Source organism: Streptomyces sp. NPDC001985 (assembly GCF_040296845.1).
GTDB lineage: Bacteria > Actinomycetota > Actinomycetes > Streptomycetales > Streptomycetaceae > Streptomyces.
On record NZ_JBEOYB010000026.1, the window covers coordinates 14,399 to 35,286 of the forward strand.

Below are 20,888 nucleotides of genomic sequence, written 5' to 3' on the forward strand. Positions count from 1 at the left end.
TGAACTCACGGATCACAGCAGCTCTCCTCAGTACGCCAGCACGCGGTCGACAGCGTCGAGCACCCGGTCCAGACCCGGCAGGTACTCCTCCTCCAGCCGCGCCGGCGGATACGGCGCGTGGAACCCGCCGACCCGCAGCACCGGGGCCTCCAGATGGTAGAAACACCGCTCGGTGATCCGGGCGGCGATCTCCGCGCCCGACCCGTAGAACACCGGCGCCTCGTGGACCACCACCAGCCGGCCCGTCCTCTCCACCGACGCCTGCACCGCGTCGAAGTCGATCGGCGACATCGACCGCAGGTCCAGCACCTCCACCGAGGTGCCCTCCTCGGCGGCCGCCGTCGCCGCCTCCTGGCAGACCTTCACCATCGGCCCGTACGCCGCCAGCGTCACATCCGCACCCTGCCGCACCACCCGGGCCGCGTGCAGGGGGCCCGGAATCGCCTCCGGGTCGACCTCGCCCTTGTCCCAGTAGCGCCGCTTGGGCTCGAAGAAGATCACCGGGTCGTCGCACTCGATGGCCTGCTGGAGCATCCAGTAGGCGTCCGACGAGTTGGACGGCGAGATCACCTTCAACCCCGCCACATGCGCGAACAGCGCCTCCGGCGACTCACTGTGGTGCTCCACCGCGCCGATGCCCCCGCCGTAGGGGATACGGATCACCACCGGGAGTTTGATCCTGCCCAGGGAGCGGGCGTGCATCTTCGCCAGCTGGGTGACGATCTGGTCGTACGCCGGGAAGACGAACCCGTCGAACTGGATCTCCGCCACCGGCCGGTAACCCCGCAGCGCCAGCCCGATCGCGGTGCCGATGATCCCCGACTCCGCGAGCGGGGTGTCGATCACCCGCTCCTCGCCGAAGTCCTTCTGGAGGCCGTCGGTGACCCGGAACACTCCGCCGAGCTTCCCGACGTCCTCACCCATGACCAGCACCTTGGGATCGGACTCCAGCGCCCTGCGCAGCGACTCGTTGAGCGCCTTCGCGAGAGGAAGTTTCACAGCCGCCATGATTCAGATGCCTTCCTCGGCGAACGACGCCTGGTACGCGGCGAACTGCGCCCGCTCCTCGTCCACCAGCGCGTGCCCGTCCGCGTAGATGTGATCGAACATCGCCACCGGGTCCGGGTCGGGCATCGCCCGCACCGACTCCCGCACCCGCCGCGCGAGCACATCGCTCTCCTGCTCCAGCGCCGCGAACCACTCCTCGCCGGCGTGCCCCTCGTTCACCAGCAGAGTGCGCAGCCGCAGAATCGGGTCCCTCGCCTCCCAGGCCGCCCGCTCGTCGTCGTGGCGGTACTTGGTGGGGTCGTCGGAGGTGGTGTGCGCGCCCATCCGGTAGGTGAACGCCTCCACCAGCGTGGGCCCCTCGCCCCGCCGCGCCCGCTCCAGCGCCCAGCGGGTCACCGCCAGACACGCCAGTACGTCATTGCCGTCCACCCGCACGCCCGGGAACCCGTACCCCTGCGCGCGCTGGTACAGCGGCACCCGGGTCTGGCGCTCCGTCGGCTCCGAGATCGCCCACTGGTTGTTCTGGCAGAAGAAGACGACCGGGGCGTTGTAGACGGCGGAGAAGGTGAAGGACTCCGCCACATCGCCCTGGCTGGAGGCGCCGTCGCCGAAGTAGGCGATGACGGCCGAGTCGGCGCCGTCCTTGGCGACGCCCATGGCGTAGCCGGTGGCGTGCAGGGTCTGGGAGCCGATGACGATCGTGTAGAGGTGGAAGTTGTTGGCCGAGGGGTCCCAGCCGCCGTGGTTCACGCCCCGGAACATGCCCAGCAGCTTGGTGGGGTCGACCCCGCGGCACCAGGCGACGCCGTGCTCGCGGTAGGTGGGAAAGACGTAGTCGTCGTCGCGCAGCGCGCGGGCGGAGCCGATCTGGGCCGCCTCCTGGCCGAGCAGCGAGGCCCACAGGCCCAGTTCGCCCTGGCGCTGGAGAGCGGTCGCCTCCGCGTCGAAGCGGCGGGTCAGGACCATGTCCCGGTACAGCCCGCGCAGCTCTTCGGCGGTCAGCTCGATCTGGTGGTCGGGGTGCTCGATGCGCTCGCCCTCGGGCGACAGCAGCTGCACGAGCTGGTGCTCGGAAGGCTGTGGCTTCTTCGCGGCGCTCACGCGCCTGCCGCCGCGTCGCGGCTTGCGCGGGGCAGTGCTCTCCACGGTCACGTGCGTGCTCCTCCGTCTGTCCGGTCTCCCGGGGTTGCCGGGAGCCTGGGGTCGCCCCTGCCGATGACAGGGGGAGGCTCGCCCGTGTCCGTACCCGCGCACGGGGTGGGTGCGCCGGCCCGGAACAGGCGTGACAGGTGCCCCCGACGAGACCCTGTCAAAAAGCACGTTACCCAGTGCGACGCATTACTGCGAAACCCCTTTTGACCTGCGATTTTGCTTGGATTTCCAAGTAAATCGAGAAATAGGGGAACATCCACTGGTCACAGTGCTGGTCACGGCCTTGCGGGCCGCCGAGGACACGGGCACGTTATCCCGGCCACCCGGCGCACGGGAAGAGCCGGTGTGTGAGACTGCATTCGTGCGCGAAGAAGGAAAAATCACTGTATTCCTGCTGGATGACCATGAGGTCGTCCGCCGCGGCGTTCATGAGCTGCTCTCCGTCGAGGACGATATCGAGGTCGTCGGCGAGGCGGGCACGGCCGAGGACGCCATGGTGCGAATCCCGGCGACCCGTCCGGATGTCGCCGTCCTGGACGTGCGGCTGCCGGACGGCAGCGGTGTGGAGGTCTGCCGCGAGATCCGTTCCCGGGACGAGAGCATCAAATGCCTGATGCTGACCTCATTCGCCGACGACGAGGCCCTTTTCGACGCGATCATGGCCGGGGCCTCCGGGTATGTGCTGAAGGCGATCCGCGGCAATGAGCTGCTCACGGCGGTGCGCGAGGTCGCGGCCGGGAAATCACTGCTCGATCCGGTGGCGACCGCGCGGGTGCTGGAGCGGCTGCGCGACGGCAACAGCCCGAAGGGCGACGACAAGCTGGCCGGGCTGACCGAGCAGGAGCGCAAGATCCTGCATCTGATCGGCGAGGGGCTGACCAACCGGGTGATCGGGGAGCGGCTGCACCTCGCGGAGAAGACCATCAAGAACTATGTCTCCAGCCTGCTGTCGAAGCTGGGGATGGAGCGGCGCTCGCAGGCGGCGGCCTTCGTGGCGCGGATGCAGGCGGAGCGTCAGCACCACTGAGCGCGCCCCGGCCCGGCCCGGGTCCCCATGAGGGGGCGCGGCGGGACTTACGTCCCGAACGCCGGGGGGCGGGGGCCCCTTCCGCCGGGGCGGGCCGTTCGCCCAGAGTGGAGCCCATGCCCACCGAGGAACTCCGCGCCGCACCGCTCCCGGCAGCCGCACCGCTCCCGGCCGCCCCGTCCGCACCGCCCGCGGCGACTCCTCCTCCCCCCTCCCTCCCCGAGGGCTCCGACGAGCGCCGGGCCATGGAGCTGCTCAACCGGGTCTCGTACGGCAGGCTGGCGACGAGCATGCGGGCCATGCCCTTCGTCGCCCCGGCCCGGCACATCGTCCGCGACTGCGGGGTGATGCTCCGCATACACCGGGGCTTCGGCTACCACCGGGCGTGCAACGGCGCGGTCGTCGCCTACGGCGCGGACAACTTCCACTCCGGCGGCAAGGCCATGTGGTCCGTGCAGTTCACGGGTACGGCGGAGATGGCGCGGCCGACCGAGGACGACCTCCGGCTCTTCGGCGAGGAGCCGCTCCACGCGGACGGGGAGCGGTTCGAACCGGTCTATATGCGTATCGAACCCCAGTTCGTCACCCTGCATACCCTGGACTATCTCTCAGAGCAGCCAAACCAACACGCTGAGTGATCTACCATTTGGTGAGTGCCGCGCTCATCTGTCATCGCGCCGCCGGTCGCTGCGCTGCTGCGCCGCTACGAGGACCCGGGCGAACCGCTCTCCTGTGAGCGGGTCACCGAGGGGCTCCTCAATCGCGGCTACCGCATCGCCACGACCCGCGGGGCGTACTTCCTCAAGCACCATCTCGACGACGACCACGAGTCCATCGCCCGCCAGCACCGTGCCACCCTGCGCCTCCAGGCGCTCGGGGTGCCCGTCGCCCCGCCCCTCGCGGACGCGCACGGCGACACGGTCGCGGTGATCGGGGGCCGCTGCTATGCCCTGCACCCCTGGATCGACGGCCGCCACCGCGACGGGGCGCATCTCTCCACGCTCCAGTCCCGCCGCCTCGGCTCGCTCCTCGGGCTCGTCCACACGGCGCTGGAGCGGGTGATGCGGCGCACGGCACACGACCACCGGGAGCACGAGAGCGCCGACCCCGGGGAGACCTTCGCGCTCATCGACGAACTGCTGGGGCTGGCCAGGGCGGCCGGGCCCCGCGATCCCTTCGACACCCTCGCCGAACACCGCCTCCAGGAGCGCAGGGCGCTGCTGGAGCGCCATGCCCACCGCAGACCGCCCCCGGCGTCGGCGGGCGGCTGGGTGCACGGCGACTTCCACCCGCTGAACCTGCTCTACCGGGGCGGGGAGCCCGCCGCGATCGTCGACTGGGACCGGTTAGGGGTGCAGCCGCGCGCGGAGGAGGCGGTGCGGGCGGCGGCCATCTTCTTCGTCCAGCCGGCCGGCCAGCTCGAACTGCCCAAGGTGCGGGCCTACGCCCGCGCCTACCGCCGCGCGGCCGGCGCGGACGCGGCGGAACTGGCGGCGGCGGTGCACCGGGTGTGGTGGGAGCGGCTGAACGACTTCTGGATACTGCGCTGGCGCTACCAGCTCCACGATCGCAGGGCCGACCCGCAGTTCGCCGCGGTGTCGGCCCTGGCGGTGTGGTGGACGAGGGAGTACGAGGCGGTCCGCGAGGCTTTCACGGCGTAGCCGGCCCGCCTCAAGAACCCCTCCTGCCCCCCAGGAGAGCCCGCCCCCCGAAACCCGGCCCGCCCGCCACTCAAGAACGAACCCCAGGCAACCCCAGCCCGCCCGCCACTCAAGGACAAACCCCAGCCAATCCCAGCCCGTCCGGCGATTGAGGACGGACCCTGCACCACAGGACCCCGTCACGCTACGGGCCCAGGCCAGGGACCAGCCCCCGGCCCACAGGAAACCCGCACCTGCGGGCCCGGGTCAGGGAGTGTCCCCACCCTCACCCGGTCCGCCCGTGTCCGTCCCCGGGTCCGTCCCGGGATCGGTCCCGGGGTCCGTGCCCGGGTCAGTACCGGGGTCCGTGCCCGGGTCCGTCCCCGGGTCCGTCCCGGGCGTCTCCGAGGCCGGCGTCGTCGGAGACTGCTCCACCGGCGGGCTCGACTCCGTCTGCGACTGCGTGGGCGACGGGTTGTACGACGGCCGCGTCGGCCGATCCGTCTTGCCCGCCGGAGGCGACCACTGCTTCTGCGTGCTCTGCGTCGGCACCGACCCGGTCTCCTGCCGCGGCGGCTCCGGCGACTTCGACGGCGGCGGCGAGGACTTCGACTCCGACGGCGTCGACGAGACCTTCGGGTCGTCCTTCGGCGGCGTCTCCGTCTTCGTGCCCATGTTGTTCAGCGCGAACGCCACCCCGGCGATGACCGCCACCACGGCCAGCGCGGCCACCAGCCACACCTTCCCGCGCCCCCGGCCGCCGCCCCCGCCCCGGCGACCGCCGTCATACCCTCCGTCGTCCGGGTTCATCGGCGGCAGTATCGGACCCTGCGCGGTGTCCCCGTGCACCGGGTGCACGGTGGTCGCCCCGGCCGCCCCCAGCGCCGCGGTGGCCGCGCCGCCGGGCGCCTGGAAGAAGCCCGTGTTCCAGCTGCCGTTGTGGCTGCCCTGCTGCTGGAGCATCTGGAGCCCGTACTGCACCAGACCGCGCATCTCCTCCGCGCTCTGGAAGCGGTCGTCCGGGTCCTTCTCCAGCGAGCGCATCACCAGGCCGTCCAGCTCCGGCGGCACCACGTCGGAGGTCTGCGACGGCGGCTGCGGAATGTCCTGGACATGCTGATAGACCACCGACAGCGGCGTCTCGCCCGTGAACGGGGGCCGCAGCGCCAGCAGTTCGTACAGCAGACAGCCGGTGGCGTAGAGATCGGAGCGGTGGTCGACGGCCTTGCCGAGCGCCTGCTCGGGGGAGAGGTACTGCGGCGTACCCATGACCATGCCGGTCTGGGTCATCGTCGTGGACGCGCCGTGCAGGGCGCGCGCGATGCCGAAGTCCATGACCTTGACCGCGCCGGAGTGCGTGATGATGACATTCGCCGGCTTGATGTCCCGGTGCACGATGCCGTGCTGGTGCGAGTAGGCCAGCGCCTCCAGCACCCCGGAGACGATGATCAGCGCCTGCTCGGGCGGCGGCGCGTCCGCGTTGATCAGCAGATCGCGGATGGTGCGGCCCTCGACCAGCTCCATGACGATGTACGGCACGGACTGCCCGTTCACCACGTCCTCGCCGGAGTCGTAGACCGCGACGATCGCATGGTGGTTGAGCCCGGCGACGGACTGTGCCTCGCGGGTGAAGCGGGCCTTGGAGACCGGGTCCTCGGCGAGATCGGCGCGGAGCAGCTTCACCGCGACCGTGCGGCCGAGCCGCACATCCTCCGCCGCGAAGACCTCGGCCATGCCGCCGCGGCCGAGGCGGTGGGTCAGGCGGTACCGGCCGTCGCCGACCAGCCCGCCGGCGCCCCAGGAGTCCGCCGCATCCGGCACGCCGCCGCTGCCGTCCTCGGGTTCGGGTGCCATCAGTCCTCGCCGTCGTCATCTGTGTATCGGGTGCCGTGTGGCCTCACGCTACAGCCTTCATACGACAGCCCAACCTGGGAAGGACGGCCATCAAACCTCTGTGAGCACGGCCACGCTCATTTCGTGGCACTCCTGTGACGCTGACGGACCCTTCTTGTGCGTACGGTCACGGAACGGGTGCCCGGCTTGACGTGCCGTACCCCTCGGGCACACTGGCCCGGTAACAGGGAGAACGGATCACCGCGGACCACCAGGGTCCGGCCGGCCCGGGACACCGGTCTTCGCGGCCGAGGGGATGCACAGTCATGAGCCAGGACGGCGCGCAGGGCCGCTACGCGGGCGGGTCCCTGGCCGGTGGCCGCTACCAGTTCCGGGATCTGCTCGGCGAGGGCGGCATGGCCTCCGTGCATCTGGCGTACGACACCGCGCTCGACCGCCAGGTCGCCATCAAGACGCTCCGCACGGAGCTGGCGCGCGAGCAGTCGTTCCGCGAGCGGTTCCGGCGCGAGGCGCAGGCCGTTGCCAAACTGTCGCATCCCAATATCGTCTCGGTCTTCGACACCGGTGAGGATTCGGTCGTCTTCGGCGGCCCCGGGGGCCACCGTGGCTCCGAGCCGATGCCGTACATCGTCATGGAGTACGTGGAGGGACAGCCGCTCGGTTCGGTGCTGCACGCGGATGTGCGGCAGTACGGCGCGATGCCAGCCGAGAAGGCGCTGAGGGTGACGGCCGACGTGCTGGCCGCGCTGGACACCAGCCATGAGGTGGGGCTGGTCCACCGGGACATCAAACCGGGCAATGTGATGATCACCGGGCGCGGGGTCGTCAAGGTCATGGACTTCGGGATCGCCCGGGCCATGCAGTCGGGCGTCAGCTCGATGACCCAGACCGGCATGGTCGTCGGCACTCCGCAGTACCTCTCCCCCGAACAGGGCCTGGGCCGGGGGGTGGACGCCCGCTCCGATCTGTACTCGGTCGGCGTGATGCTCTTCCAGCTCCTGACCGGGCGGCTGCCGTTCGACGCGGACGCGCCGCTGGCGATCGTCTACGCGCATGTGCAGGAGGAGCCGGTCCCGCCCTCCTCCGTGAACCGTTCGGTGACCCCGGCGATGGACGCGCTGGTGGCACGGGCCCTGCGGAAGAATCCGAACGAGCGCTTCCCGAGCGCGGCGGCGATGCGGGACGAGTGCGCGCGGGTCGCGGCGGCCGGGCGGACGGCGGCTCCGGTGATCGTCTCCGGGGCTCCGCCGGCGAGCGGGGCGGGGGTGGGGTCCGCGGTCTTCCCGCCGCTGGACCAGCACCAGGCCCCGCCTCACCAGCCCCACCGGCCCCATCAGCCGGTTCAGGCCCCGTCCCCGCAGGCGGGGACGCCGTACCAGCCGGGGCCCTACGCCCCGGCACCGCAGTACGGCTATCCGCAGCCCTCCACCCAGACCGCTCCCCCGCTGTCCCACGGGCAGCAGGCGCGGTACGGGACCACGGGGCCCATGGCCCCCATGGCTCCGGTCGCGCACTCCTCGTACACCATCTCGCCCGCGCCGCCGGGTTCCGGGGGCGGGAAGGGCCGGGGGCGGAGGATCACCCTCACGGTGGTCGCGGTCCTCCTCGGGCTGATGGCGATCGGCGCGGTGCAGCAGGTGCTGGAGAACAGGAACACCCCGGGCGACGAGGAGCCACCGCGCACGGGCAGCACGGCGAGCCGCTCCGCCGGGCCGGACGGCTCGGCCGGAGCGCAGGAGGGCGAGGCGCTGCCGCCGGACCGCGGCCGGGTGATCCGGACCACGAAGTGCACGGACGCCATGGAGGACGGCACGGACCCGGCGAAGGTCCAGGCCCCGGGCCTCCTCTACAAGGACGTGCTCTCGGTGAAGGAGTGCCTGCGGTCGGCGGGGTGGACCTGGACGGTCCACGAGGTCGACGACCCCCGGTGGGGCAGGGACACCGTGGTCCGCCAGTTCCCCACGGCGGGGACGGCCGTGGTGCCGAAGAACCAGGAGTTCGAGCTGTACATCTCGACGGGCCGGGCGGGCTGACCCCCCTCTCTCCTCTGTTTCTCCCTCCATTCCCACCGCTGCCCGCCGCCCGCTGCCCTCTGCCCTCTGCCCGAGATGCCGGATCTGCCGGGTCATGTGACGCTGAGTCCGTCAGCGTGATCCGACGGGGTGCGTCCGGTGCGCCGGTACGCCGGCCCCTCGGGCGCGTCCGGCGGATGCGGCGGAATTCGGCGGACTCGGTACGGGAGGGGGTCACCCGGTGGCTCCAACACGGCGCACCCGGTGCGCCATCTCGGTCGTCTCGCTCCTGCTGCTGACCTCGCCACAGGCCCGCGCGGAGGAGTCAGGTCCGCCCGCGCCCCCCGCCGAGCCGACCGCCGCCGGCTCCTACGCGGGACGTCCGGCGGGCGAGGGCCGGCCGCGCCCGGGTCGGCCCCCGGCGAGCGAGATCCCGGACCCCGGGGAGCCGGACCACGGCTCCGGTCCGCCCACGCCGGCGGACACACCGTCCGGCGCCGCGTCCATGTCACAGTCCCGTCCCGATTCCCCGTCCGGCTCCACCGCCCCCTCCGCCTCAGCCGACGGCCCCTCACCGGCCGTGCCCCCCTCCGGGGCCCGGCGTCCCGGAGGCGTCGGCCCCGCGGAGGAGGAGATCCCCGACGAGGACGACCGGGAGGGCGCGGACGGGGACGCGCGGGAGGACACGGGGGAGGAGGCCGGGGAGCCACCGGCGGGCTCACTGAGCCCGTACGCCCCCGCCGCCGCACGTCAGCGGCGCTCCGAGAGGGCTCCGGAGCCGATGGCGCACCAGCAGGTCTCGCCTCTCTCGCTGGGCATCGGCATGGCGCTGATGGGGCTCGGAATCGGCTTCCTCGGGGTGCGGATGCGGCGGCGCTGACCGCCGCGCCGGGGTCCCGTCCCTCAGGAGTCCCGTCCGGGTCCTCCTCGTCCTCCTTGCGACGGACCCCCCGAGATCCGCCTCGCGGAGGTTGGCGCGCTCGGGCATACCCGGTATACATACTCAGTATGTCCATCCGTCACGGCCTTCTGGCCCTCCTGGAGCACGGCCCGCGCTACGGCTCGCAGCTCCGCACGGAATTCGAGTCCCGCACCGGGTCCACCTGGCCGCTCAACGTGGGCCAGGTCTATACGACCCTGGGCCGGCTGGAGCGCGACGGCATGGTGGCGCAGAGCGGCGAGGACGAGGCCGGCCACGCGCTCTACACCATCACCGACAGCGGCCGTGCCGAGCTGCGGAGCTGGTTCGAGACGCCGGTGGACCGGAGCAGTCCGCCCCGTGACGAACTGGCCATCAAGCTCGCCATGGCGGTCGGCGCCCCCGGTGTGGACATCCGCCATGTGATCCAGTCCCAGCGCCACCACACCGTCAAGGCGATGCAGGACTACACCCGGCTCAAGGCGCAGGCGCTCGCCGCGATCGAGAGCGGGGGCTCGCAGGAGCGGGACGACGTGGCCTGGCTGCTCGTACTGGAACAGCTGATCTTCCAGACGGAGGCCGAGGCGCGCTGGCTCGACCACTGCGAGGTTCGGCTCATCCGGCTCTCCGGCGCGGCCGGGCGGAGAGCCGCGAACCGTCCGACGGCCGCGCCGGCCGCCGGCCCGACGGGGACGCCCGGTCCGCCGGGGACGCCCGGTCCGCCGGGTGCCGCCGAGGCGGCCCCGGCCGCCGCCACCGCCCGGAACGGAGCCGCCCGGCCCTAGCGCCTCATCCGGGCGCGTCCGCACACCCGTCCGGGTACCCGCATCACCTCGGGTCCCGAGTGCCCGGAGCCCGTTCCGGGCGACCCGGTCACTCCGCCGCACCCCATCCCCACGGCCTTCCCGCGCTCTTCCCCACGCCTTTTCCCCACGCCTCTTTCCCACCTCTTCCCGCACCAGCACCAGCACCAGCACGCGCACCCGCACCCGCACTCGCGTCCGCACCGCCCGGCCCGGCTCGCTCAGACCGGCCCGCAGGGCTCCGCAACCCCGGAAGCCCGGCTCAAACGACCACTCCATCAGTCCAAGGGGGGACCCTCCCATGTCCGCGTCCACGTCACATGAGTCACTAGAGCCCCAAACCTCACAGAAGCCGGTTCTCCAGCTCCAGCAGCTGGCCCGGGTCCACGGCAGTGGAGCCACCGAGGTGCACGCCCTGCGCGGCATCAATCTGGATGTCTTCCCCGGCGAACTCGTCGCCGTCATGGGCCCGTCCGGCTCCGGCAAGTCCACTCTGCTCACCATCGCGGGCGGGCTCGACATGCCCACATCGGGAAGGGTGATCGTCGAGGACACCGACATCACCACCTGCGGCCGCAAGACGCTCGCCGCGATGCGCCGCCGCAGCATCGGCTATGTCTTCCAGGACTACAACCTCATCCCGGCGCTCACCGCGGCCGAGAATGTCTCCCTGCCGCGCGAGCTGGACGGTGTCTCCGCCCGCAAGGCCCGGGTCGAGGCGCTCGCCGCGCTGGAGGAGATGGACCTCGGGCATCTCGCCGACCGCTTCCCCGATGAGATGTCCGGCGGCCAGCAGCAGCGCATCGCCATCGCCCGCGCCCTGGTGGGCGACCGCCGGCTGGTCCTCGCCGACGAACCGACCGGCGCCCTGGACTCCGAGACCGGTGAGGCCGTGCTCGCCCTGCTGCGCGCCCGCTGTGACGCGGGGGCGGCCGGCGTCCTCGTCACCCATGAGCCCCGCTTCGCCGCCTGGGCGGACCGGGTGGTCTTCCTCCGGGACGGCGCCGTGGTCGACCAGACCGTGCGCAGCCAGGCCGACTCCCTGCTCTCCGGCCAGGCGGCCGAGCTGTGAAATCCTGGTACCACTCCTGGCGGGCGGCGATCCGGATCGCCCGCCGTGACGCATGGCGCTCCAAGGGCCGGAGCTTTCTCGTCCTCGCGATGATCGCGCTGCCCATCATCGGAGTGAGCGCCGCGGATCTGACCTTCCGCAGCTCGGAGCTGTCCACCGAGCAGAAGCTCGCACGCGAGATGGGCCGGGCGGACGCCCGGATATCCGACGCCGGAACCGGCGGCGTGGCCGTCGACCAGAGCCCGGACGGCCAGCACAGCAACGCGGTCGGGGAGTACACGAACAAGCCCTACCCCTCGGGCCGGACCGATGTCTCCAAGGCCGTCCCCGCGGGAGCCACCTCCCTGACCGACACCACGGGCCGGGCCAAGCTCCGTACCGAGCACGGTCTGCTGAGCACCGAGATCCGTGAGCTGAAGGCGGCGGACCCGATGGTCAAGGGCATGATGCCGCTGACCGGCGGGCGGTTCCCGGAGAAGCCCGACGAGGTCGCGGCCACCGACTTCTTCCTGGAGAACAGCGGTCTGAAGGTGGGCTCGAAGCTCACCGTCCGCCACCTGGACCGGACGTACACGATCGTCGGCTCGTACGAGCTTCCCGACGCTCTCAAGACCGACCAGGTCAACGCTCTTCCGGGCGCCCTGATCGCGCCGCTGGACCGGGGCCTCGCGAAGGCCGGACTCTCCTCCAGCGGGTCCGACACCACCTATCTGGCGCGGCTGTCGGGTGGTTTCACGTGGAACATGGTCAAGGAGATCAACGGCAAGGGCGTCACGGTCAAGTCCCGTGCGGTCGACCTCGATCCGCCGCCGGACTCCGCGGTGCCGCTGTATCAGCGGTCGGGCTACCAGAACTTCGCGAACGTCGGCGGGTCCGAGACGGCCGCGACGCTCGCGGCGGCGGCCACCGTGGTCGTCCTGGCCCTGCTGGAGATCTGTCTGCTGGCCGGACCCGCCTTCGCCGTGGGTGCCCGGCGCTCACGCCGCCAGCTCGGTCTGGTCGGCGCCAACGGCGGTGACCGCAAGCACATCCGCGCCATCGTCCTCGCGGGCGGTCTGGTGATCGGTGTGGCCGCGGCTGTCATCGGCACGGTCCTGGGTGTCCTGCTCACCCTGGCGCTGCGGCCGTTCCTGGAGGGCCTCGTCGGCGCCCGCTTCGGCAGCTTCGACATCCGGCCGCTGGAGCTGCTGGCCATCGCGCTGCTGGCCGTGCTCACCGGTGTGCTGGCGGCGCTCTTCCCCGCGATCACCGCCTCGCGCCAGCCGGTGCTGGTCTCGCTGACCGGTCGCAGGGGTATCCGCAAGAGCAATCGGGTGCTTCCGGTGATCGGGCTGATCGCCGTGCTGCTGGGTGCGTCCATCGCGCTCTACGGCTCGCTGGTGTCCGATCAGATCCTGCTGGTCGGTGGTGGCAGCGCCCTCGCCGAGCTGGGTGTCGTCGCGCTCACGCCGGTCCTGGTGGGCCTGTTCGGCCGGATCGGGCGGTTCCTGCCGCTCTCCCCGAGGCTGGCGCTGCGGGACGCGGTGCGCAACCGGGGACGTACGGCTCCGGCGGTGGCCGCTGTCCTCGCCGCCGTCGCGGGCACGGTCGCCGTGGCCACGTACACCGCGAGCGCGGAGGCCGGGTACAAGGCGGAGTACCAGCCCCAGATGCCGCACGGCTCGGTCGCGATGAATGTCGACGAGGCGGACGGCGCGCGGGATGTCCCCGCGGTGCGGGCCGCCGTGCAGAAGACCCTTCCCGTCGATGTGCGGGCGGATCTGCAGAAGCTCTCGGTCGGCGGCGCCGGCTGCCAGGAGTGGGACGACTACGGCAACCGGAACATGGAGTGCGGGCGGTACGAGCTCATCACCCCGCCCGCCCATGAGTGCCCGCTCTGGGCCTACGACCCGGCCAAGCCCGACGAGGACCCCGCGAGCAAGTTCAGCCCGGCGGAGAAGCGGAAGCTCGGCGAGGACTGGCGGTGCAAGAACAACATCGGCACCGGCCACTACCTCGATGTGATGGTGGCCGACACCGAACTGCTGAAGGTCCTCCGTGTGACGGACCCGGCGGCCGGGGAGGCGCTCAAGGCCGGGAAGGCCCTCGCGTTCGACCAGAAGTACGTCAACGCCAAGGGGAAGATCGATCTCCGGATCATCACCGACACCAAGGCGGCCGAGGAGGCCGAGGCGAAGGGGAAGACAGCGCCCGGCAGGATCGTGTCGGTTCCCGCGCGGAAGATGGCCTTCGGGACGATGAAGTACGGCGTCCCGCTGATCATGCCGCCGGCGGCGGCGAAGGCGTCGGGTCTCGAAACCGTCCCGTACGGCGCGTACTACTCGACCGACCGGGTGCCCACCAGCGAGGAGCGGCAGCGGCTGGACGGTGAGCTGGACCGGATCGGCGCCGACGCCAGTGTGCGGGTCGAGGAGGGCTATGTCAGCGAGAACGACATCATCATGCTCTCGCTGGCCATCTTCGCCGGACTGATCACCATCGGTGCGGCGGGTATCGCCACGGGTCTCTCGCAGGCCGATGCCGAGGCCGATCTGAAGACACTGGCCGCGGTCGGCGCCCCGCCCCGGGTGCGCAGGACGCTCAGCGGATTCCAGTGCGGGGTGGTGGCCACCATGGGAGTGGTGCTCGGCTCGGTCGCGGGCGTCCTGCCCGCCGTCGGACTGCGGCTGGCGGAGCAGCGCGACCAGATGGCGAATTTCGAGGAGGCCCTGGACGCCGGGTACTCCACCCTGGCGGACAAGCCGTTCCTGCCGATCGTCCTGCCCTGGCCGACCCTGGCGGCCCTGCTGGTCGCGGTCCCGGTGGGTGCGGCGCTGCTGGCGGCCCTGCTGACGCGCTCGCGCGGCGCGCTGGCCCGCCGAGAGGCGGCGTGAGCGGCCCGCCGAGAGGCGGCGTGACCGGCCCGTAGACGGCCTTTGCCCCACCCTCCACGGTTCTGTGCCCCCGCACAAGATGATCATTCTTGTACGGGGGCACAGCCCTGCGCGGGGCGCATGTGCGAGAGAATGGCCGCATGGAGATGCCGAGGAATGAACGCTCGCAGGAGAGCCCCCACGTGCTTGTCGTGGGCCAGGACGGAATGGCGCTCGGCGGCGGTGCCGGGGACGACGAGCCGCGCGAGATCCCGGTGACGGAGATGGTCGAGCAGCCGGCGAAGGTCATGCGCATCGGCAGCATGATCAAGCAGCTGCTGGAGGAGGTCCGGGCGGCCCCTCTGGACGAGGCGAGCCGGGTCCGGCTGAAGGAGATCCACGCCAGCTCGGTCAAGGAGCTGGAGGACGGTCTCGCGCCGGAGCTGGTCGAGGAGCTGGAGCGGCTCTCGCTGCCCTTCACCGATGAGGCGATCCCCTCCGAGGCGGAGCTGCGGATCGCGCAGGCCCAGTTGGTGGGCTGGCTGGAGGGGCTGTTCCACGGCATCCAGACGGCGCTGTTCGCCCAGCAGATGGCGGCCCGCGCCCAGCTGGAGCAGATGCGCCGCGCCCTGCCCCCGGGCAGCGGCCACGAGGACGAGGACCAGCCGCAGCACGGAGCGCTCCGTTCGGGGCCGTATCTGTAGCGGCGGGCGGTGCCGCCGGGCCGGGTGCCGGGGACCGAGCCCCGGCCCGGGGCGTCGGGCAGCTGTTGGGCTGCCCGGCCGCCCCGGGCCGTCGGCCGTTCCGGCCCGTCGGTCAGTCGGCCCGTCGGTCAGTCGTTGACCAGCAGTACCTTGCCGATGTGCCCGCCGGACTCCAGATAGCGGTGCGCCTCGGCCGCGTCCCGCAGTTCCATCCGGCGGTCCACCACCGGGCGCACCCGGCCGGACTCGATCAGCGGCCACACATGCTCGCGCACCGCCGCCACGATCGCGGCCTTCTCGCCGAGCGGACGGCCCCGCAGCGAGGTCGCCGTCACCGCCGCGCGCTTGCCGACCAGCGCCGCGAGGTTCAGTTCGCCCTTGGCCCCGCCCTGGAGACCGATCACGGCGAGCCGCCCATTGACCGCGAGGGCCCGCACATTCCGGTCCAGATACTTCGCGCCGATGATGTCGAGGATGACATCCGCGCCCGCTCCGTCCGTGGCCCTGCCCAGCTCCTCCACGAAGTCCTGCTCCCGGTAGTCGATCAGGATGTCCGCGCCCAGCTCCGCGCAGCGCGCCAGCTTCCCGGGTCCGCCCGCGGTGACGGCGACCCGGGCGCCGACGGCCTTGGCGAGCTGGACGGCCATCGTGCCGATACCGCTCGCGCCGCCGTGGATCAGCACCGTCTCGCCCGGCCGCAAGTGGGCGATCATGAAAACGTTCGACCACACCGTGCACGCCACCTCGGGCAGCGCGGCGGCGTCGGCCAGATCCACACCCCGGGGCACGGGCAGCAACTGTCCGGCCGGAACGGTCACCCTCTGCGCGTAACCGCCCCCGGCGAGCAGGGCACACACCTCGTCGCCGACGGCCCAGCCGGAGACGCCGGGCCCCAGTTCGGCGATCCGGCCCGAGCACTCCAGGCCCGGGTGGGGGGAGGCGCCGGGCGGGGGGTCGTAGAGGCCCTGGCGCTGGAGCAGATCGGCGCGGTTGACGGCGCTCGCCGCGACATCCACCAGGACCTCGCCCTGGCCGGGTACGGGATCGGGAACCTCGGCCCAGACGAGCGCCTCGGGTCCACCGGGTGCGGGAATCGTGATCGCATACATGGCCGCGAGGCTACTCCCGGCCCGGGAACCCGCCCATGTCCCCCGGCGGGTGAGACCGCCGGAGTCCCGGAGCGGTTCACTCCACGGGTGCCCCGGGGCGGGGCGGGGCGACACCGCCCGCCTGGACGATCGTGATCAGCCGGTCCGTCAGCTGGAGCGGACTGGCCGTCGGGTCGTCGTAGCCGATCAGCCGGTGCCCCCGCAGCACGCTCACCACCAGGTCGTCCGTCTCCCGGACGCTCAGCCCGACCTCGGACTTTATGACCGGCCGCTCCACCAGATCGAGCCCGCTGCCCTGCTGGATCAGATCCTCCATCACCGCGCCCGCGCTCGGGCTGAGCACGGACAGCCCCAGCAGCCGGCCAGCCGCGCTGGCGCTGGTGATCACCGCGTCCGCCCCGGACTGCTTCAGCAGCGGCGCGTTCTCCTCCTCCCGCACCGCCGCGACGATCTTCGCCGCCCGGTTGAGCTGGCGCGCCGTGAGCGCGACCAGCACGGCGGTGTCATCGCGCTGGGTCGCGATAATGATCTTTCCGGCACGCTGGACCTCGGCCCGGATCAGCACATCGCTGCGGGTCGCGTCCCCGAGCACCCCGGTGAAGCCCTCCGCCACAGCGGCGTCGATCACCTTGCTGCTGGGGTCGATGATGACGATCTGGTCCTTCTTCAGACCCGTGGCGGTCAGTGTCTGGATCGCGGAACGGCCCTTGGTGCCGAAGCCGACGATGACGGTGTGCTCACGCATGTGAGACCTCCAGGGGTGCTCCGAGATCAATCCGCGCGCGATCGACCACCCGCGCGGAAAAATGACGCTACCCCCAACACGGAGGCGGGGCCCTCGTTCGGGCGGAGGATCGGCGACCATGGTCACTCACACAGACCGCCGGACCGGTCGGCGGACAGACCGTACAGACCAGAGGGGACATCCGAAGATGGGCGAGAGGCAACCGCCGCCAGAGGCAGGAAGGTTCTCGATCCTGCGCTCCCTCTGGAACCGCTCCACGCGCGAGGCCAGGGACGACGCCGAGGCCGGGCGCTCCATCACGATGCCCACCCAGGCCACCGTGCCGCCCCTCCAGCAGGTGCTGCGGCGCCTCGCCATGGCCATGCTGGTCCTGGCCGTCACCACCCTGCTCGTCTGGTTCGACCGGGCCGGCTACAACGACAACGCCGACGGCAAGGTCGACTTCCTGGACGCGGCCTACTACACGACCGTCACCCTCTCCACCACCGGCTACGGCGATATCGCACCGGTCAGCGACGGCGCCCGGCTGACGAACATCCTGATCATCACGCCCCTGCGGGTGGTGTTCCTGATCATCCTGGTCGGCACCACCCTCGAAGTCCTCACCGAGCGCACCCGCCAGCAGGTGCAGGTGCACCGCTGGCGCTCCCGGATGTCCGACCATGTGATCGTCGTCGGCTACGGCACCAAGGGCCGGCACGCCATCGAGACCCTGCGCGGCCAGGGTGTGCCCAAGGACAAGATCGTCGTGGTGGACCCGCAGCAGAAGGCGGTGGACGCCGCCAGCGCCGACGGACTGGTGTCGGTGCTCGGTGACGCCACCCGCTCGAAGACCCTCCTCAAGGCGGAGCTCCAGCGGGCGGCCCGGGTGATCATCGCTCCGCAGCGGGACGACACCGCCACCCTGGTCACCCTCACCGCCCGCCAGCTCAACCGGCGCGCCTCCATCGTCGTCGCGGTCCGCGAGGACGAGAACGTACCGCTGCTGAAGCAGTCCGGCGCCGACACCGTGGTCACCAGCTCCAGCTCGGCGGGACGGCTGCTCGGTGTCTCGATGGCGAGCCCGCATGTCGCCGACACGCTGGAGGATCTGATGACCCGCGGCAGCGGGCTGAACCTCGCGGAGCGCTCGGTGACCAAGAACGAGGTGGGGCGTTCGCCCCGCGAGTGCACGGATCTGGTGGTGGCCGTGGTGCGCCGCAAGCAGATGCTGGACTACGCCGATCCGCAATGCGCCCAGCTCCAGTTCGGCGACCGCCTGATCACCATCAGCCGCGAGGAGCCCACCTACTGAGCCTGTTTCACGTGAAACGGCCCGGGGCCGCCCCGGCGGGCACCCCGGACATCCAGGGCAGATCCAGCACCTCCAGCCGGTCTCCGGGCCGTGCTCCGCCGGGGGGCACCACGGCGAGGCCGTCGGCGGCGGCGATGCCCCGCAGCATGGCCGGGCCGCTGTAGCGCAGGGGCAGCAGTTGCTCATCGCCATGGGCGAAGGGCTTCAGCAGGGTGTCGTGGGGGTGCCCGGCGAGCGAGCCGCGCACCGGCACCCGGTACGGCAGGGGGTCGGGGAGCCCGGACAGCCCGCGCAGCAGGGGCTCGGCCAGGGTCAGCAGACCCGACACGGCGGCGAGGGGGTTCCCGGGCAGCCCGACCAGATACCGGCGGCCCGCCGGGGTGTCGTCACGGCCCTCGTCGCACGGGGTGTCCCGGGCGCTCCGGCGCCGCCGCGCCGGGACGCTCCGGGGCGGGAGGGCGGCCAGCAGCATGGGGTGACCGGGCCGGACCGCCACCGAGTCCACCAGCAGCTCCGCGCCCGCCTTCAGCAGCACCGGACGGACATGGTCGACCGGGCCCGACGCGGTGCCGCCCGTGGTGAGAAGGAGATCGGCGGCGGAGCCGGTGATGGCCCGCTGGAGCGCCCGGGCGTCGTCGCCGAGCCGCCGGGTGGCGATGACCTCGGCGCCCAGCGCGCTCAGCCAGGGCCCCACCATCGGCCCCAGGGCATCGCGGATCAGCCCGTCGTGGGGCAGCCCGCCGGTGAGCAGCTCGTCCCCGAGGATCAGCACCTCCACCCTCGGGCGGTGGGCGATCTCCAGCTCGTCGTAGCCCGCGGCGGAGGCGAGCCCCAGCACCGCCGGGGTGACCACCGACCCGGCGGGCAGCAGCCGGTCGCCCGAGCGGCACTCCTGGCCCCGGGGCCGGATCTCCTGGCCCTGGGTGACCGCCCGCTCCGCGTGCAGCAGCCGCTGCCCGGCGTCGGTGTGCGCGTGCTCGCTGCGGATCACCGCGGTGGCCTCCGGCGGGATGCGCGCACCGGTGGCGATCCGTACCGCCGTGCCGTCCTCCAGGGCCGGCGGCTCGGCCCGCCCCGCGAGGACCGCGTCACCGCCGTGAACCGCCCAGGGGCCGGGACCGGCGACGGCCCAGCCGTCCATCGCGGAGGTGTCGAACGAGGGCAGGTCGCAGAGGGCGATGAGCGGTGCGCCGAGCACCCGGCCGAGCGCCTGTTCCCACGGCACCCGGAGGGTACGGGGCGGGGTGGCGCGCCCGGTCCGCGCGGCCAGCTCCCGGGCCTCGGCCCAGCCGGCCGGCCGGGGCCGCCCGGAGGGAGCGGTGGAGGCGGTGGAGGCCGGGGACGCGGTCGCGGCGGCTCCGCCGGACCGCCGGTCCCGGTCCTGGTCCTGCTCCCGGCCCGGGTCCCGGCCTGCGGCCCGGCCCGGGTCCCGCTCCGTGCCGGGGCCGTTCGTCCGGGGGCGGCTGACCAGGGCGAGGGCCTCCTCCACCCCGTCCGACTCCTGCTCGGCGGCGGCGCGGCCCTTCTCGCGCGCCCGGTCCGCGTCCGGGCCGCCCCGGGTCCCGCCCTGGCGGGTCCGGCCGGTCATCCGGCATCGGTCCGATCGGGGCCCCGGCCGGACCCGGCGGGCGGGTCCGCGTCCGGCCCGGAGGTCCCGGGGCCGGCCCCCTCGGCCTCCTCGGCCCAGCGCCGGGCGAGCGCCGCCGCCTTGCGGGCCGCGTCCGCGACTCCCTCCGGCCCCTTCCCGGCAGCCGCCGCGTACCCCACCAGGAAGGTGGTCAGCGGCGCGGCGGGACGGGCGACGCCGTGCGCGGCGTCGCGGGCGAGATCGAGCAGCAGCGTGGTGTCGACATCCAGCTCGATGCCGAGTTCGTCCTTGACCGCGGTGATCCATTCATCCAGCACATGGCCATGCTCCCTGATCCGGGCCCTGGCGGCCGAGAGGTCCTCCCAGGTGTCGCAGTCGAAGGACGCCGAAGACTCCGCGGCGATCCGGGCCAGGTCCAGCTCCGGCGGCAGCAGCCGCAGCGGCAGCCCGGCGAGACCTCCGTGTTCGGTGGCGAGCAGGGCGATCTCCCGGCGCAGGGGCTCGGTCCGGTAGGCGGCCACCAGCGGCTGGTCGCGGCCCTCGCCATCGGTGAGCAGCACCGCCTCGCGCCCGCCGGACGCGAGAGCGCCGAGCAGCCGCCGTACCGTCGCGGCCCCGAGGAAGGGCAGATCGGCGGAGAGGACCACGACGGTCGACGAGTCGGACCCGAGCGCCCGTGTCCCGGCGTCCAGCGCGGCGAGCGGGCCGCCGCCCGGCGGACTCTCCCGGGTCCAGACGACGGGCCGCGCGGTGGGCCTGCGCCCGCCGACGACGACGGTGCGCCCGGCGTCCCGGCAGGCGCCGAGGACCCGGTCGAGCAGGGACCGCCCGCCGACGCTCAACCCCGGCTTGTCCGCCCCGCCCAGCCGCTTCGCGGCCCCTCCGGCGAGCACGATGACGTCGTACGCGGTCGTTCCGGTGTTCGCGGTGCGCTCTGTCGCGGTCATGTCCGCAGTATGGGCCGCCCCCCGGGCGGGGCGTCGGGACGGGCTGTGGGTGGTCCGGCGGGCCGCCCACAGCGTGGGGTCTCCGGGCGGCCCGCCAGGACCGTGGGGGGAACCGGGCCTGGGGAGTCTCCTTCGGATCGAGCCCGGCAAGATCCGGAAGAG

At 72.5% G+C, this 20,888-nt stretch carries 16 protein-coding genes and 1 pseudogene; 10 read left to right on the forward strand and 7 right to left on the reverse strand.

The genetic code is table 11. The features are described from left to right. Window positions 1–27 precede the first annotated feature (27 nt). Both ABT122_RS14030 and pdhA read right to left on the reverse strand, forming a co-directional pair. Window positions 28–1,008 carry an alpha-ketoacid dehydrogenase subunit beta gene (locus tag ABT122_RS14030; protein WP_351550337.1) on the reverse strand — a complete coding sequence of 327 codons (981 nt, stop codon included), beginning with the start codon at window positions 1,006–1,008 and terminating at the stop codon, window positions 28–30. 3 nt (window positions 1,009–1,011) lie between these two features. Continuing rightward, a complete protein-coding gene (gene pdhA / locus ABT122_RS14035) occupies window positions 1,012–2,160 on the reverse strand; it encodes a pyruvate dehydrogenase (acetyl-transferring) E1 component subunit alpha (protein ID WP_351550340.1) in 1,149 nt (382 codons plus the stop codon). A 361-nt stretch (window positions 2,161–2,521) separates the two neighbouring features. On the opposite strand from pdhA, the gene ABT122_RS14040 reads away from it, so the two are divergent. The 3 genes from ABT122_RS14040 (at window position 2,522) to ABT122_RS14050 (ending at window position 4,848) form a co-directional block, all read left to right on the forward strand. Continuing rightward, on the forward strand, window positions 2,522–3,187 hold the full coding sequence (locus ABT122_RS14040; protein ID WP_351550343.1) for a response regulator: 666 nt from the start codon (window positions 2,522–2,524) through the stop codon (window positions 3,185–3,187). Window positions 3,188–3,303: 116 nt separating this feature from the next. Next, window positions 3,304–3,825: a pyridoxamine 5'-phosphate oxidase family protein gene (locus ABT122_RS14045; RefSeq protein WP_351550346.1), complete on the forward strand. Its 522-nt coding sequence runs from the start codon at window positions 3,304–3,306 to the stop codon at window positions 3,823–3,825. Window positions 3,826–3,840: 15 nt separating this feature from the next. Further along, the gene (locus tag ABT122_RS14050; protein WP_351550348.1) at window positions 3,841–4,848 is read left to right on the forward strand and encodes a phosphotransferase; all 1,008 of its coding nucleotides are present in this window, start codon (window positions 3,841–3,843) and stop codon (window positions 4,846–4,848) included. A 246-nt stretch (window positions 4,849–5,094) separates the two neighbouring features. Here the strand turns inward: ABT122_RS14050 and ABT122_RS14055 are convergent, their stop codons facing one another. After that, the gene (locus tag ABT122_RS14055) at window positions 5,095–6,681 is read right to left on the reverse strand and encodes a protein kinase domain-containing protein (RefSeq protein WP_351550351.1); all 1,587 of its coding nucleotides are present in this window, start codon (window positions 6,679–6,681) and stop codon (window positions 5,095–5,097) included. 305 nt (window positions 6,682–6,986) lie between these two features. On the opposite strand from ABT122_RS14055, the gene ABT122_RS14060 reads away from it, so the two are divergent. The 6 genes from ABT122_RS14060 (at window position 6,987) to ABT122_RS14085 (ending at window position 15,043) form a co-directional block, all read left to right on the forward strand. Next, window positions 6,987–8,714, forward strand: a complete 1,728-nt coding sequence (locus tag ABT122_RS14060; protein ID WP_351550354.1) for a protein kinase domain-containing protein — start codon at window positions 6,987–6,989, stop codon at window positions 8,712–8,714. Between the two features lie 484 nt (window positions 8,715–9,198). Beyond that, entirely contained in the window at window positions 9,199–9,573 is a 375-nt protein-coding gene (locus ABT122_RS14065; RefSeq protein WP_351550357.1) for a hypothetical protein, read from the forward strand. A 128-nt stretch (window positions 9,574–9,701) separates the two neighbouring features. Beyond that, window positions 9,702–10,397: a PadR family transcriptional regulator gene (locus tag ABT122_RS14070; protein WP_351550360.1), complete on the forward strand. Its 696-nt coding sequence runs from the start codon at window positions 9,702–9,704 to the stop codon at window positions 10,395–10,397. A 319-nt stretch (window positions 10,398–10,716) separates the two neighbouring features. Further along, window positions 10,717–11,487 (forward strand): ABC transporter ATP-binding protein, encoded by a 771-nt coding sequence (locus tag ABT122_RS14075; RefSeq protein ID WP_351550363.1) that lies wholly within the window; start codon window positions 10,717–10,719, stop codon window positions 11,485–11,487. Further along, on the forward strand, window positions 11,484–14,360 hold the full coding sequence (locus ABT122_RS14080; RefSeq protein WP_351550366.1) for an FtsX-like permease family protein: 2,877 nt from the start codon (window positions 11,484–11,486) through the stop codon (window positions 14,358–14,360). The genes ABT122_RS14075 and ABT122_RS14080 overlap by 4 nt, the downstream gene beginning before the upstream one ends. 140 nt (window positions 14,361–14,500) lie before the next feature. Next, window positions 14,501–15,043 (forward strand): bacterial proteasome activator family protein, encoded by a 543-nt coding sequence (locus ABT122_RS14085; protein WP_351550369.1) that lies wholly within the window; start codon window positions 14,501–14,503, stop codon window positions 15,041–15,043. Between the two features lie 128 nt (window positions 15,044–15,171). Here the strand turns inward: ABT122_RS14085 and ABT122_RS14090 are convergent, their stop codons facing one another. Together ABT122_RS14090 and ABT122_RS14095 are read right to left on the reverse strand one after the other, a co-directional pair. Next, window positions 15,172–16,152, reverse strand: coding sequence for an NAD(P)H-quinone oxidoreductase (locus tag ABT122_RS14090; RefSeq protein ID WP_351550372.1), 981 nt, complete (start codon window positions 16,150–16,152; stop codon window positions 15,172–15,174). 76 nt (window positions 16,153–16,228) lie between these two features. Beyond that, a pseudogene (locus ABT122_RS14095) lies at window positions 16,229–16,909 on the reverse strand (potassium channel family protein); the annotation flags it as partial. 175 nt (window positions 16,910–17,084) lie between these two features. Here ABT122_RS14095 and ABT122_RS14100 point away from each other — a divergent pair. After that, a complete protein-coding gene (locus tag ABT122_RS14100) occupies window positions 17,085–18,191 on the forward strand; it encodes a potassium channel family protein (protein WP_351550375.1) in 1,107 nt (368 codons plus the stop codon). Between the two features lie 7 nt (window positions 18,192–18,198). On the opposite strand, the gene ABT122_RS14105 is transcribed toward ABT122_RS14100, so the two are convergent. Further along, on the reverse strand, window positions 18,199–19,779 hold the full coding sequence (locus ABT122_RS14105) for a molybdopterin molybdotransferase MoeA (protein ID WP_351550378.1): 1,581 nt from the start codon (window positions 19,777–19,779) through the stop codon (window positions 18,199–18,201). Then, window positions 19,776–20,726: an NTP transferase domain-containing protein gene (locus ABT122_RS14110; protein ID WP_351550381.1), complete on the reverse strand. Its 951-nt coding sequence runs from the start codon at window positions 20,724–20,726 to the stop codon at window positions 19,776–19,778. Before ABT122_RS14110 ends, ABT122_RS14105 begins: the two co-directional genes overlap by 4 nt. Between the last annotated feature and the right edge of the window lie 162 nt (window positions 20,727–20,888).

Excerpts from the sequence above, each read along its gene's own strand:
- ABT122_RS14105 (WP_351550378.1), bottom strand. The coding sequence starts at position 19,779 with ATGACCGGCCGGACCCGCCAGGGCGGGACCCGGGGCGGCCCGGACGCG.
- ABT122_RS14085 (WP_351550369.1), top strand. The coding sequence starts at position 14,501 with ATGGAGATGCCGAGGAATGAACGCTCGCAGGAGAGCCCCCACGTGCTT.
- ABT122_RS14065 (WP_351550357.1), top strand. The coding sequence starts at position 9,199 with ATGTCACAGTCCCGTCCCGATTCCCCGTCCGGCTCCACCGCCCCCTCC.
- ABT122_RS14045 (WP_351550346.1), top strand. The coding sequence starts at position 3,304 with ATGCCCACCGAGGAACTCCGCGCCGCACCGCTCCCGGCAGCCGCACCG.
- ABT122_RS14070 (WP_351550360.1), top strand. The coding sequence starts at position 9,702 with ATGTCCATCCGTCACGGCCTTCTGGCCCTCCTGGAGCACGGCCCGCGC.
- ABT122_RS14030 (WP_351550337.1), bottom strand. The coding sequence starts at position 1,008 with ATGGCGGCTGTGAAACTTCCTCTCGCGAAGGCGCTCAACGAGTCGCTG.
- ABT122_RS14110 (WP_351550381.1), bottom strand. The coding sequence starts at position 20,726 with ATGACCGCGACAGAGCGCACCGCGAACACCGGAACGACCGCGTACGAC.
- ABT122_RS14075 (WP_351550363.1), top strand. The coding sequence starts at position 10,717 with ATGTCCGCGTCCACGTCACATGAGTCACTAGAGCCCCAAACCTCACAG.
- ABT122_RS14055 (WP_351550351.1), bottom strand. The coding sequence starts at position 6,681 with ATGGCACCCGAACCCGAGGACGGCAGCGGCGGCGTGCCGGATGCGGCG.
- ABT122_RS14100 (WP_351550375.1), top strand. The coding sequence starts at position 17,085 with ATGGGCGAGAGGCAACCGCCGCCAGAGGCAGGAAGGTTCTCGATCCTG.
- ABT122_RS14060 (WP_351550354.1), top strand. The coding sequence starts at position 6,987 with ATGAGCCAGGACGGCGCGCAGGGCCGCTACGCGGGCGGGTCCCTGGCC.
- ABT122_RS14090 (WP_351550372.1), bottom strand. The coding sequence starts at position 16,152 with ATGTATGCGATCACGATTCCCGCACCCGGTGGACCCGAGGCGCTCGTC.